This window comes from Dietzia massiliensis (assembly GCF_018390595.1).
GTDB lineage: Bacteria > Actinomycetota > Actinomycetes > Mycobacteriales > Mycobacteriaceae > Dietzia > Dietzia massiliensis.
In genome coordinates this window covers 1-12,356 of record NZ_JAHBAV010000040.1, presented here as the reverse complement: position 1 = coordinate 12,356, position 12,356 = coordinate 1, and the positions used below count along the sequence as shown (strand labels likewise).

Below are 12,356 nucleotides of genomic sequence, written 5' to 3'. Positions count from 1 at the left end.
CATGAAGGCCGATCCCCACCACCAGCGTCGACTCGTCGACATCGCCGACCTCGACCTGCGCCTGGCCGGTCTCGCCCACCGGCGAGAGCACCTGCCCGAGCAGGAGACGCTGGACGGGCTCACGGCCGAGCGCCGCGCCGCCACGGAGTCCGTCGCCCGGGCCCGGATCCACCTCGAGGACCTCGATCGCGCCCTGGCCAAGCTGCGCTCGGACCTCGACGCCGTCCGCCGTCGCCGCGCCCACGACTCCGACCTGCTGGCCTCCGGCAGCCTGTCCGAGCACCAGTCCACCGAGCTGGACTACGAGCTGCGCTCGCTGGCCCGCCGGCAGGACGCGCTCGAGGCCGAACTCGGCGAACTCAGCGAACGCCACGAGGCCATGGAGGCCGACGTCCGCCACTCCGGGGCGATCGTCACCGACCTCGACGCGCGCATCGGCATGGCGCGGACACTGCGCGACACCGCGCTGGCCGAGCTCGAGGACGCGGTCACCGACACGACGGCCGAGCGGGCGCGTGAGGCCGAGGGGATCCCCACCGACCTCCTCGACTTCTACGCCCGGTGCGCGGAGAACGCCGGGGTCGGGGCGGCCATCCTCAACGGCGGCCGGTGCTCGGCCTGTGCGATGGACCTGGACCGCAGCACCGTGGCCGCGTTCCGGTCCGCTCCCGCCGACGACGTGCTCACCTGCCCCGAATGCGGCGTGATCGTCGTCCGTACCGGCAACCAGTGAGCGCCGGTCCCGGCTGGACGGGCGCCACCGGCCGGCCCACCCGCATCGTCCTGGCCCGACACGGCCAGACCGCCCTCTCGGTCGACCGGCGGTACTCCGGCCAGGGCGACCCCGAGCTCACAGACCTCGGCCTGGCCCAGGCCGAACGCACCGCCCGGCGGCTCGCCGCCCTGCCGGACCTGGCCGCCGTGGTGTCCTCGCCGCTGCGTCGGTGTCTGGGCACCGCCGAGCGCGCCGCCGAGGCCGCCGGCGTGCCGCTGATCGCGGACGACGACCTCATCGAGACCGACTTCGGCCGGTGGGAGGGGCTGACGTTCCGCGAGGCCGCCGAGCAGGACCCCGACACCCACTCCCGCTGGCTCGGCGACACCTCTGTCCCGCCGCCGGGGGGCGAGAGCTTCGAGGTGGTGCGGGAGCGCGTCGAACGGGGCCTACGCCGCATCGTCTCCGAGCGTCCCGGGCAGGTGGTGGCGGTGGTCAGCCACGTCACCCCCATCAAGCTGGCCATCCGTGCAGGACTCGGCGCCGGCGATGAGCTGCTGTTCCGCCTGCACCTCGACCTGGCCTCGGTCTCCGATGTGCGCTTCTACGCCGACGGGCCCACGTCGGTCCACCTGGTCAACGACACCTCGCACCTCGACTGACGCGGCCCGTCCGCCGACGCCGCGACTCGGTCGACGCCGCGGCTCGGTCGATGGGTGCCGGGGACTAGACTGGGCGGCGAACGAGTCGGCCGGACGGCCGCGGACAGGGGAACCGGCGCCCACGGGTGGCCAGGCCCCGGCCCGAGGAAAGTCCGGACTCCACAGAGCAGGGCGGTTGCTAACGGCAACCCGGGGCGACCCGCGGGACAGTGCCACAGAAAACAGACCGCCGCGCCCACGCCGGCGCGGTAAGGGTGAAACGGTGCGGTAAGAGCGCACCAGCACCCCGGGTGACCGGGGTGGCTCGGTAAACCCCGCCCGGAGCAAGGTCGAAGGTCGCACCGCTGGCGGTGCGACTGCGCGGATGGACGTGCGGTGACGCACGGGGAGGGTTGCTCGCCCGAGTCCGCGGGTGGACCGCTCGAGGTACCCGGTGACGGTGTGCCCAGATGGATGGCCGTCGCCCGCCGCACGCGGTGGGCACAGGATCCGGCTTACAGGCCGGCTCGTTCGCCCCGCCCCGATCCGCTGTCGGGCCGCCGCTAGTAGGGTCATGGGTGCACGCCCAGCCCGTCGATCCGAGGAGGTCCGCCGTGTCGGAAGAGCAGTGGTACTACGACATCGCGACAGGTCAGGCACTGCAGGGCAAGGTGACCAACTGGGACAACCGGATGGGCCCGTACGCCACGCGCGCCGAGGCGGAGGCGGCGCTGGCCAAGGTCAAGGCCCGCAACGAGGCGTGGGACGCCGAGGACGAGAAGGACTGACCGGGCTCGGCGACCCCGCGCGGGCGTCGACCGCGTCGAGCAGGCCCCGGCGACTCTTCTCGCCGCCCTACTTCTTTCTCTTCTTGCCCTTCTTCCGGCGCTTGCGCGCCGCGCGCCGTGACTCCGACAGTTCGCGGTAGGCGGCCGTGACCGCCGCGGCGTCGCTCTCGAACCCGTCGAGGGCGTGCTCGGAGAAGCCGCGCTCGTGCTCGAACAGCACCCCGAACCCGAAGGTCGACTCGTGAGCCGTCTCGGCCCGGCGGGCGATCCGGCGTAGCCACTGCCGGGCCGTCACGCTGTCCTGCACGTCCCCGAGCACGGTGTGCAGGCGCTGACAGGCGTCGCGCAGCGGTGCCACGGTGAGCTCGTCCGTCCCGGACAGGGCGTTGACGTTGCGCCGCAGGGCCTTGGCGCGCTTGCGGACGACGTGGGTGAGTTCCTCCCGCTCGGCGAGCGTGAGGTCGAGTTCGGCCAGGTCGCGCTCGGTGCGGGTGCGGGCCTTGGTGAACTTCTTGAACTGGCGGTCGACGCCACTCAGCAGCAGTTCCTCGGCCTCGCGGCGCGTCTTCTTGCCGCCCTTCGCCGTGGTTCCGCCGGCGACGCGGACCAGCTCGTGGAGCCGGTCGACCAGGTCGATGTACCGGTCGGAGAGCAGGGCCGAGGTGACCCGCTCTCCCGCGCGCCGGGCCTCGGCGTCGAGTTCCGTCCGCAGGCGCTGCCGGGTCTGCGGGCTCACCACGTCCTCGGGGTATCCGGCGGCCACCTCCTCGAGGCGCTCGTCGACCACCTGGATGTCGCGGAGCTTGCCCAGAACGGCGGCGAGGACCTTGAGCTCCGCGAGCAGCCCGGGCAGGTCGAGATCGGTGCCGGCGACGTCGGCCTCGAGCTCGGCGGCGTAGGTGCTGATGGTGCTGCGCAGCCCGCGGACAGCCACGCGCATCTGGTGGACGCCCACGATGGTGGTGCGCCGGGCGGCCGGGTCATGGTCGAGCAGCTTCCCCAGGTCGCGCGCCAGGGCGTCACGGACGGGAGAGACGCCCTCGTCACCGGCGTCCGGTAGGGGTCCGATCGCGCGGGCGAGTTTGGAGGACGACGACGAGGTGGTGGCCCCGGCGTCCGTGCACGCGGCGGCGACGGCCGCGAGATGGGCGTGGCCGTCGGGTCGCGACGGATCGACGATCTCGGCTTCCCACTCCCGCCACGTGGCCGCGGACCCGCCGTTCACGAAGGCCTCGGTGGAGACGTGGTCGTCGCAGAACTCGATCACCGCGGCCCCGTCGTCGTCCCGCAGCGTGTGGACCCGCCGGAGGTTGTCGATCCGGGCGACGGGCGCCAGTTGACGGCGACGGACCAGCCCGGCGACCGCGGCGATGAACTCGTCCGGGACCTCGTCGCCGAGGGGGGCCTGCAGTTCGATACGGCCGGCGTGGGCGGGCAGCTTGAGGTGCCACCCCTCGTCGTCCCCGCCGGTGCGGCGGCGCAGCGTCACCTTGTGCCGGGTGAGCGAGAGATCGTCGGTGTCGTAGTAGACGGCGGAGAGATCGTACTCGTCCGGGCCGTCGGCGACGAGCGGCGCGAACGCGTCGGCGGAGGGCGCCGGGATGTCGTCGTCGACCTCGAACTTGCTCTCGACCTCGACGGTCTCGTTGATCGTCATGGACCGGTTGTACCAGTTGTCGGTGAACACCGCCCGCCGTGCTGCACCCCAATCGGGACTTACTTGCGGGTAAGATCGGGAGCGTTGCAGATCACACACTCGTCGTTGGGAGAAGCAGTGGACCAGCCGAACGTGGTCGACGTCCTCGTCGTGGGGGCCGGGTTCTCCGGCCTCGGCACGGCGATCCGGCTCTCGCAGGAGGGGTTCGACGACCTCGTGGTCCTCGAGCGCGGCCACGACGTCGGCGGGACGTGGCGCGACAACAGCTACCCGGGTGCGGCGTGCGACGTGCCGTCCCACCTCTACTCCTACTCGTTCGCCCTCAACCCCGACTGGTCCCGGGCGTTCTCCCCGCAGGGGGAGATCTACGACTACATCCGTCGGGTCACCGCCGAGACCGGGGTCCGCGAGAAGATCCGCTTCGGGGTCGACGTCACCGCCGTCGAGTACGACGCCGACCGCGGACGCTGGTCGGTGTCCACGAGCGCGGGGGAGTACGACGCCCGCGTGGTCGTCCTGGGGGTCGGGGCCCTGTGCGAGCCCAGGCTGCCGGAGATCGACGGCATCGAGGACTTCGCGGGCGACCTCTTCCACACCGCCCGCTGGGACCACTCGGTCCCGCTGGCCGACCGCCGCGTCGCGGTGATCGGGACCGGGGCCTCGGCCATCCAGGTGGTTCCGTCCATCGCGCCGACGGTGCGTCACCTCGACGTCTACCAGCGCACCGCGCCCTGGGTCCTTCCCCGCATGGACCGCCCCTACCCGCGCCTCGAGCGGTCGCTGTACCGCCGGGTGCCCGGCCTGCAGAAGGCCGTCCGGGCCCTGCAGTACGCCAGCCGCGAGTTCCAGGTGGTGGGGCTGACCCGCACCCGCGCCGCGTTGGCCCCGATCAAGGCGCTCGGCCGCGCGCACCTCGCGATGCAGGTCCGCGACCGGACCCTGCGGGAGAAGGTCACCCCGAACTTCGAGATCGGCTGCAAACGCATCCTGCTCTCCAACACCTGGTACCCCGCGCTCGGCCGGGACAACGTCGACCTCGTGACCGAGCCGATAGCCCGCGTCACCGAGAGCGGGGTCGTCACCGCCGACGACGTCGAGCACCCCGCCGACGTGCTGGTCGTGGCCACCGGCTTCCACGTCACCGACTCGCCGTTCTTCGAGCGCGTCCGCGGCGCCGACGGCCGCACCCTCGCGCAGAAGTGGCGCAGCGAGGGCATGGAGGCCTACAAGGGCACCACGGTGGCCGGCTACCCGAACCTGTTCGTCCTGGTCGGCCCTGCGACGGGCCTCGGGCACTCGTCGATGATCTACATGATCGAATCCCAGCTCAACTATCTCGTGGACGCGCTGCGCACCATGCGGGACCACGACCTGCAGACCGTCGAGGTCCGCGAGGCCGTCCAGGAGGCGTACAACCGCGAGCTGCGCGAGCACACCGGCGAGACCGTCTGGGTGACCGGCTGCCGGAGCTGGTACCTCGACGACAAGGGCAACGCCCCGGCCGTGTGGCCGGATTTCACGCTCGCCTTCCGCCGGCAGACCCGCGAGTTCGACCTGAGCGCCTACCACCGGCAGAGCGCCGCCGAGCTCTCGGCCGCGACGCCCACCGGGCAGGGGGCCCTGCGGTGAGCGCCCGCGGCGCCGGACTGCCCCGCCCCCGGCGCGGACGGGCCGACACGCGCCGCTGGCGGATGGACGGCAAGGTCGTCGTCGTCACCGGCGCCGGTTCCGGCATCGGACGCGAGCTGGCGCGCGAGGCCGCCCGACGCGGCGCGCGACTCGCCCTGAGCGACATCGACCCGGACGGCCTGGCCCGCACCGTCGAGCTGGCCCGCGGAGACGGCGCCGGCGACGTGCACTCGCAGCGCCTCGACGTCACCGAACAGGCCCTGGTCGCCGAGTACGCCGGACAGGTCGCCGAGCACTACGGCGTGGTCCACCTGGTGATCAACAACGCCGGCATCGCGTTCACCGGCACCGTCGAACGGTCCTCCTACAAGGACATCGCGCGCGTCATGGACGTCGACTACTGGGGCGTCGTGCACGGCACCAAGGAGTTCCTCCCGCACCTCATCGCCTCCGGCGACGGACACTGGTCAACATCTCCAGCATCTTCGCGTTCCTGTCCGTGCCCACGCAGAACGCCTACAACGCGGCCAAGGCGGCGGTCCAGCAGTTCACCGAGTCGCTGCGGATGGAGATGCTCGCGGCCGGTCACCCAGTGGACGTCACCTGCGTGCACCCCGGCGGCATCAAGACCGCCGTCGCCCGCAGCGCCGGCGCGGCCGAGGGGCTCGACAGCGCCGACTTCGCCACCATCTTCGACACGAAGTTCGCCCGCACGGAGGCCTCGACCGCCGCGCGCGTCATCCTCGACGGCGTCGAGCGGCGCCGCCCCCGCGTGCTGGTCGGGGCGGACGCGCACGTCCTCGACGTGCTGGTGAGGCTGTTCCCGGCCGGCTACCAGAAGGCGACGGTCGCGGCCTCGCGCCGGTTCGGGGTGGTCTGAGCCGGCGCTCGCTCGCGCGGCCCCGGCCGCCGGCGCGCCGGCGGGTCAGGGGCGGAACGCGTCCGTGGCCTCGAGCAGGTGGTGGGTGGTGCCCGGCTCGGCCATCGCATGCCCGGCGTCCGGCACGATGTGCAGCTCGGAACCCGGCCACGCCGCGTGCAGCTCCCACGCGTTGGCCACCGGGCACACCACGTCGTAGCGCCCGTGGACGATCACGCCGGGGAGGTGGGCGATGCGGTCCATCCGGTCGAGGATCGCCCGACCGGTCAGGAACGCGTCGTTGACGAAGTAATGGTTCTCGATGCGCGCGAACGCCAGCGCGAACCGGTCCGGATCCCCGCCCTTGCCGACCGTGCGGGGCAGCAGGGTGGACGTGGACGTCTCCCACGTCGTCCACGCCCGGGCGGCCTCCAGCTCGAGCCCCGGATCGCCGCAGTGCAGGAGACGGTGGTAGGCCGCGACGTGGTCGTAACCGGGCCCGTGGACGGCCTCGGCGCCGTCGGCGGCGACGAGCGGCGCGAGGTAGCCCTCCCACACATCCGGGAACAGGTGCGCGGCACCGCCTCGGTAGAACCAGTCGATCTCGCTCGGGCGGCACAGGAAGATCCCGCGCAGCACCAGGCCGCGGACCCGGTCGGGGTGCTGCTGGGCGTACGCGAGCGCGAGCGTCGAGCCCCACGAGCCGCCGAACACCAGCCAGCGGTCGACGCCCAGCGCCTCACGCAGCCGCTCGAGGTCAGCCACCAGGTGCCACGTCGTGTTGACGGACAGGTCCGCGCCGTCGGCCACGTGCGGCGTGCTGCGCCCGCACCCGCGCTGGTCCACCAGGATGATCCTGTAGACGGCCGGGTCGAACATGCGGCGGTGCGCGGGGTCGGTGCCCCCGCCCGGCCCGCCGTGGACGAAGAGCACGGGAGCGCCGTCCGGGTTGCCGGAGCACTCCCAGTACAGACGCTGTCCGTCGCCCACGTCGAGCAAGCCCGTCTCGTACGGGTCGATCTCCGGGTACGGGGCGCGGCGCGCGCCGCCCCGGTCGGTGCCGATCGCGGGGGCTCCCACGATCAGAAAGAGTGCTCGGCGCCGGGGAAGGCCCGCGAACGGACCTCCGTGCCGTACTCGCGGGCGGCCTCGCGCAGCGTGTCGGCCAGCTCGGCGTAGCGCTTGACGAACTTGGCGGTCCGGCCGGTGCTGTGGCCGGCCATGTCCTGCCAGACGAGGACCTGGGCGTCGCAACCGTTGCCGGCGCCGATCCCCACGGTCGGGATCTCCAACTCCGCGGTGACCTCGCGGGCGAGGTCGGCCGGCACCATCTCCATGACCACGGAGAACGCGCCGGCCTCCTGGACGGCACGGGCGTCGGCGCGCAGCTGCTCGGCGGCGTCCCCGCGGCCCTGGACGCGGAACCCGCCGAGCCCGTTGACGGACTGCGGGGTGAAGCCGACGTGGGCCATCACGGGGATGCCGGCGTCGACGATCGCGCGGATCTGCGGCGCCATCCGCACGCCGCCCTCGAGCTTGACCGCCTGGGCACCGCCCTCCTTGAGCATGCGGGTCGCCGCGGCCACGGCCTGGGTGGGCGAGGCCTCGTAGCTGCCGAACACCAGGTCCGCCACGACCAGCGCCTTGGGCGCGCCCCGGGTGACGGCACGGACGAGCGGGATCATCTCGTCCTCCGTCACCGGGACGGTCGTGTCGTAGCCGTAGACCACGTTGGCCGCGGAGTCACCCACCAGCAGGACGGGGATCCCCGCCTCCTGGAACAGGCGCGCGGAGACGAAGTCATAGGCGGTGAGCATCGGCCACGGCTCGCCGGCGGCCTTGAGTTCGGCGAGGTGGTGCAGGCGCGTGACCCGCGTCAGGCCCTCCTTCCCGCCGGTGCCTGTCGGCGTCTGCCCGGGGGCGGCGCCGGAGCCGTAGACCGGGGTGTCGGGGGTGTCGCTCATGAGGTGTGTGGCCTTCCTTCGGTGCCTCGAGGCCGGCCGGGGCCGGTCCCCGGGTGGGACAGGGGGGCGGTGACGTCTCGCGCGGCGGCCGCCGCGCGGTGTCGCGGTCGAGTCTGCCACGAGCAGTCACCCGGGGTCGGCCCGCGTCTGTCCGAGGGGATGACTCACGCCCGTCACACGGCAGGCACTAGGTTGGAGACATGAACCGCCAGCAGGAGTACGTTCTCAGGACCCTCGAGGAACGCGACATCCGGTTCGTCCGGCTCTGGTTCACGGACGTGCTCGGCACCTTGAAATCCGTGGCAGTGGCGCCGGCCGAGCTCGAGGGGGCCTTCGGCGAGGGCATCGGCTTCGACGGCTCCGCGATCGAGGGGTTCTCCCGCGTGTCCGAGGCGGACACGGTCGCCAAGCCGGACCCGTCGACCTTCCAGGTCCTGCCGTGGGCGCACGCCGACGGCGGCCAGCACTCGGCGCGCATCTTCTGCGACATCTACAACCCGGACGGCAGCCCGAGCTGGGCCGACCCGCGCCACGTGCTGCGGCGCCAGCTCAACAAGGCCGCCGACCTCGGCTTCTCCTGCTACGTGCACCCGGAGATCGAGTTCTTCCTGTTCAAGGACCTCGACACCAACGGTGCCGAGCCGGTGCCCACGGACAACGGCGGCTACTTCGACCAGGCCGTGCACGACACCGCCCCGCACTTCCGGCGCCACGCCATCGAGGCGCTCGAGGCCATGGGCATCTCGGTGGAGTTCTCCCACCACGAGGGCGCGCCGGGGCAGCAGGAGATCGACCTGCGCTACGCCGACGCCCTGAGCATGGCGGACAACATCATGACGTTCCGCTACATCGTCAAGGAGGTGGCCATGAACAACGGGGTGTGGGCGTCGTTCATGCCCAAGCCCCTGCGCGATCACCCCGGCTCGGCCATGCACACCCACATGAGCCTGTTCGAGGGCGACTCCAACGCGTTCCACGACCCGGACGACGAGTACCAGCTGTCGGGTACCGCCAAGTCGTTCGTCGCCGGCATCCTCACGCACGCGCCCGAGTTCTCGGCCGTGACCAACCAGTGGGTCAACTCCTACAAGCGACTCATCGGTGGCGGCGAGGCGCCCACTGCGGCCACGTGGGGCCGCGCCAACCGTTCGGCACTGGTGCGGGTGCCCATGTACACGCCCAACAAGGCGTCCTCCCGCCGCATCGAGGTCCGCAGCCCGGACTCGGCGTGCAACCCGTACCTGGCGTTCGCGGTGATGTTCGCCGCCGGCATCAAGGGCGTCCAGGAGGGCTACGAACTGCCGCCGGAGTCCGAGGACGACGTGTGGACCATGAGCCGCCGTGAGCGCCGCGCGATGGGCTACACCGACCTGCCGGGCAGCCTCGAGCAGGCGCTGGACGCGATGGAGGAGTCGGAGCTGGTCGCCGAGGCGCTCGGCGAGCACGTCTACGAGTTCTTCCTGCGGAACAAGCGCCGTGAGTGGCGCGAGTACCGGACCGACGTGACCCCGTACGAACTGCGCAACTACCTCAACCTGTGACCGGCGGCGGCATCGTGAGCAGGGACTCGTCCCGCCCGAGGTTGCCGAGCCCCGGGCGGCTCGGCCTGCTCGACGACCGTGCCGCCGACTGGCTTGACTATCTGGGGTGGGACGACGACGACGCGGTGCCGGTGCTGTGGGCGCTGTCCCGGGCCCCGGACCCCGATCTGGCGCTGGGTGCGCTCGTGCGGTTGCGCGAGTCGCTCGTCGCCGCGGGCGACGGCGCGGCCGCGGGCGACGGTGCCGCGGCCGCGGGCACAGGGTCGGGCGCGGACGCGTTGGACTCCGCCCTGCGCTCGGACCCCCGCCTGCGTGCGCGGTTGTTCGGCCTGCTGGGGTCGTCGAGCGCGCTGGGGGACCACCTCGTCGCCGAGCCGACCCGCTGGACCCTCCTGCGCGCCGATCTGCCCTCGCCGCAGGAGGTCGCGGCGGCCATGCTCGGTGCGGTCGAGGCCGTGCCCGAGGACCCGGTGGAGGGCGCGCCCGAGCCGACCCAGCGCGACGACCTGTGCGCGGCGGGGACCTACCGCGCCGGGATCACCGGCGGCGCGGCCGTGAAGGTGCTGCGCACGGCCTACCGTGACCAGGTGGCGCTGCTGGCCGCCCACGACGTGGCGGCGGCGGTGGAGGACGACGAGCCGCGACTGGCGTTCGCCGAGGTGGGGCGGCGGCTGTCCGACCTCGCCGACGCGGCCCTGACCGCGGCGCTCGCCGTGGCCGTGGCCACCGTCTACCCGGGCGGACCGATGCCGTCGCGGCTGGGCGTGGTCGCGATGGGCAAGGGCGGCGCGCGCGAGCTCAACTACATCTCCGACGTCGACGTGATCTTCGTGGCGGAGCCCGCCGACGCCAAGACGGGTCGCGTGGCGGGGGAGATGATGCGCATCGGGTCGATGGCGTTCTTCGAGGTGGACGCCGCCCTGCGTCCCGAGGGCAAGTCCGGTGAGCTGGTGCGCACGGTCGACTCGCACGCGGCCTACTACAGGCGTTGGGCCAAGACCTGGGAGTTCCAGGCGCTCCTCAAGGCCCGCCCCATGACCGGTGACATGGCGCTGGCCACCGAGTACCACGACATCGTCCACCCCATGGTGTGGACCGCCGCCGAGCGCGACGACTTCGTCCACGACGTCCAGGCGATGCGCCGCAGGGTCGAGGAGAACGTGCCCGAGGCGCTGCGGGAGCGCGAGCTCAAGCTGGGCCGCGGGGGACTGCGCGACGTGGAGTTCGCGGTCCAGTTGCTGCAGATGGTCCACGGCCGCACGGACGAGGACCTACGCGTGACCAGCACTGTCGACGCGCTGGCCGCACTGCGGGACGGCGGATACATCGCGCGCGAGGACGGCGCCGAGCTGGTCGCGGCGTACGAATTCCTGCGCCTGCTCGAGCACCGCCTGCAACTCCAGCGGTACAAGCGCACCCACCTGCTCCCGGAGGACGACGACGAGGAGGCGTACCGCTGGCTGGCCCGCGCGGCGCACATCCGGCCGAACGGGCCGAACGACGCCTCCCAGGTGCTGCGGCAGAGCCTGCGTCAGCTGCGCCGCCGGGTGCGCCGCCTGCACTCGAAGCTGTTCTACCGTCCGCTGCTCGACTCGATCGCGTCCTACGACGCCGAGGCGCTCTCGCTCAGCCCTCAGGCGATGGAGCGACAGCTGGCAGCGCTCGGGTTCGCCGCCCCGCGCAACGCGCTCGGGCACCTGCGGGCGCTCGCGGGGCAGAGCAGCCGCCGGGGCCGGATCCAGGCGCTGCTGCTGCCGACCTTCATGGAGTGGCTGGCCGACACGCCGGACCCGGACGCGGGGCTGCTGGCCTACCGCCGGCTGTGTGAGGAGAACGAGGAGGTCACCTGGTTCCTGCGCACGCTGCGGGACGACAGCATCGTGGCCCGCCGCCTCGTCCGGGTGCTGGGCACGTCGGCGTTCGTCGCGGGATTGCTCATGCGGAACCCGGAGGTCATCCCCGACCTCACCGACGGCGCGGAGGGGCCCCTGCTGGTCGCGTCCAAGGTCTCGGACATCGCCTCGGCACTCACGGCGTCCGCGGCCCGGCACCCGACGCCGGAGCGGGTCATCGCCGCCGCCCGGTCACTGCGGCGCGCGGAGCTGGCGCGGATCGGCGCCGCCGACGTGCTGGGCATGATCTCCGTGCCCGACGTCGGCAGGCGCCTGACGGCCGTGTGGCGTGCGGTGCTCGAGGCGGCACTCGCCGCCGTGGTGCGCGACATGATGCCCACCGACGGCCGCGCGCCGGCCCGGATCGCCTACATCGGGATGGGCAGACTCGGCGGGGACGAGTTGTCCTACGGCTCGGACGCGGACGTGATGATCGTGTGCGAGCCCACCGACGGCACGGGTGAGGACGAGGCGGTCCGGTGGGCCACGCAGGTGGCCGAACGGGTGGGCAGGCTGCTGTCCTCGCCGTCGTCGGACCCCCCACTCGACCTGGACGCCGACCTGCGCCCCGAGGGGCGCAACGGCCCCCTCGTGCGGACCCTGGCCTCCTACCGCGCCTACTACTCCACCTGGGCCGACACCTGGGAGCTGCAGGCGCTCCTGCGGGCGT

8 protein-coding genes, 1 other RNA gene and 2 pseudogenes are annotated in these 12,356 nt (G+C 72.7%); 8 read left to right on the top strand and 3 right to left on the bottom strand.

Translation table 11 applies throughout. The annotated features are described in order from the left end of the window. The first annotated feature begins 1 nt into the window (after position 1). From KHA85_RS11520 to KHA85_RS11505, 4 genes and pseudogenes are all read left to right on the top strand, one after another. Positions 2 to 733, top strand: coding sequence for a zinc ribbon domain-containing protein (locus KHA85_RS11520; protein ID WP_213185889.1), 732 nt, complete (start codon positions 2 to 4; stop codon positions 731 to 733). Next, positions 724 to 1,377, top strand: a pseudogene (locus KHA85_RS11515) (histidine phosphatase family protein); the annotation flags it as partial. The gene KHA85_RS11520 and the pseudogene KHA85_RS11515, both read left to right, overlap by 10 nt. A gap of 81 nt (positions 1,378 to 1,458) precedes the next feature. Continuing rightward, positions 1,459 to 1,890, top strand: an RNA gene (gene rnpB, locus KHA85_RS11510) — RNase P RNA component class A. Between the two features lie 80 nt (positions 1,891 to 1,970). Beyond that, positions 1,971 to 2,144: an SPOR domain-containing protein gene (locus tag KHA85_RS11505; RefSeq protein WP_213185887.1), complete on the top strand. Its 174-nt coding sequence runs from the start codon at positions 1,971 to 1,973 to the stop codon at positions 2,142 to 2,144. 67 nt (positions 2,145 to 2,211) lie between these two features. On the opposite strand, the gene KHA85_RS11500 is transcribed toward KHA85_RS11505, so the two are convergent. Continuing rightward, positions 2,212 to 3,801, bottom strand: coding sequence for a CYTH and CHAD domain-containing protein (locus KHA85_RS11500; RefSeq protein WP_213185886.1), 1,590 nt, complete (start codon positions 3,799 to 3,801; stop codon positions 2,212 to 2,214). Between the two features lie 117 nt (positions 3,802 to 3,918). Here KHA85_RS11500 and KHA85_RS11495 point away from each other — a divergent pair, with 117 nt between their 5' ends. Beyond that, positions 3,919 to 5,430, top strand: coding sequence for a flavin-containing monooxygenase (locus tag KHA85_RS11495; RefSeq protein WP_007630416.1), 1,512 nt, complete (start codon positions 3,919 to 3,921; stop codon positions 5,428 to 5,430). A gap of 62 nt (positions 5,431 to 5,492) precedes the next feature. Beyond that, positions 5,493 to 6,310, top strand: a pseudogene (locus KHA85_RS11490) (SDR family NAD(P)-dependent oxidoreductase). A gap of 45 nt (positions 6,311 to 6,355) precedes the next feature. Here the strand turns inward: KHA85_RS11490 and pip are convergent. Continuing rightward, positions 6,356 to 7,369 carry a prolyl aminopeptidase gene (pip, locus tag KHA85_RS11485; protein WP_213185885.1) on the bottom strand — a complete coding sequence of 338 codons (1,014 nt, stop codon included), beginning with the start codon at positions 7,367 to 7,369 and terminating at the stop codon, positions 6,356 to 6,358. A 2-nt stretch (positions 7,370 to 7,371) separates the two neighbouring features. Next, on the bottom strand, positions 7,372 to 8,253 hold the full coding sequence (gene panB / locus KHA85_RS11480; protein ID WP_007632778.1) for a 3-methyl-2-oxobutanoate hydroxymethyltransferase: 882 nt from the start codon (positions 8,251 to 8,253) through the stop codon (positions 7,372 to 7,374). A 200-nt stretch (positions 8,254 to 8,453) separates the two neighbouring features. Between panB and glnA the strand changes: the two genes are divergently transcribed. Both glnA and KHA85_RS11470 read left to right on the top strand, forming a co-directional pair. After that, a complete protein-coding gene (glnA, locus tag KHA85_RS11475) occupies positions 8,454 to 9,794 on the top strand; it encodes a type I glutamate--ammonia ligase (RefSeq protein ID WP_007632775.1) in 1,341 nt (446 codons plus the stop codon). Between the two features lie 11 nt (positions 9,795 to 9,805). Further along, positions 9,806 to 12,356, top strand: a 2,551-nt coding sequence (locus tag KHA85_RS11470) for a bifunctional [glutamine synthetase] adenylyltransferase/[glutamine synthetase]-adenylyl-L-tyrosine phosphorylase (RefSeq protein WP_308936936.1), incomplete at its 3' end; no start/stop codon positions are given.

Bases quoted from the DNA above. Each gene is read 5' to 3' on its own strand.
- KHA85_RS11520 (WP_213185889.1), top strand. From the start codon at position 2: ATGAAGGCCGATCCCCACCACCAGCGTCGACTCGTCGACATCGCCGAC.
- KHA85_RS11500 (WP_213185886.1), bottom strand. From the start codon at position 3,801: ATGACGATCAACGAGACCGTCGAGGTCGAGAGCAAGTTCGAGGTCGAC.
- panB (WP_007632778.1), bottom strand. From the start codon at position 8,253: ATGAGCGACACCCCCGACACCCCGGTCTACGGCTCCGGCGCCGCCCCC.
- glnA (WP_007632775.1), top strand. From the start codon at position 8,454: ATGAACCGCCAGCAGGAGTACGTTCTCAGGACCCTCGAGGAACGCGAC.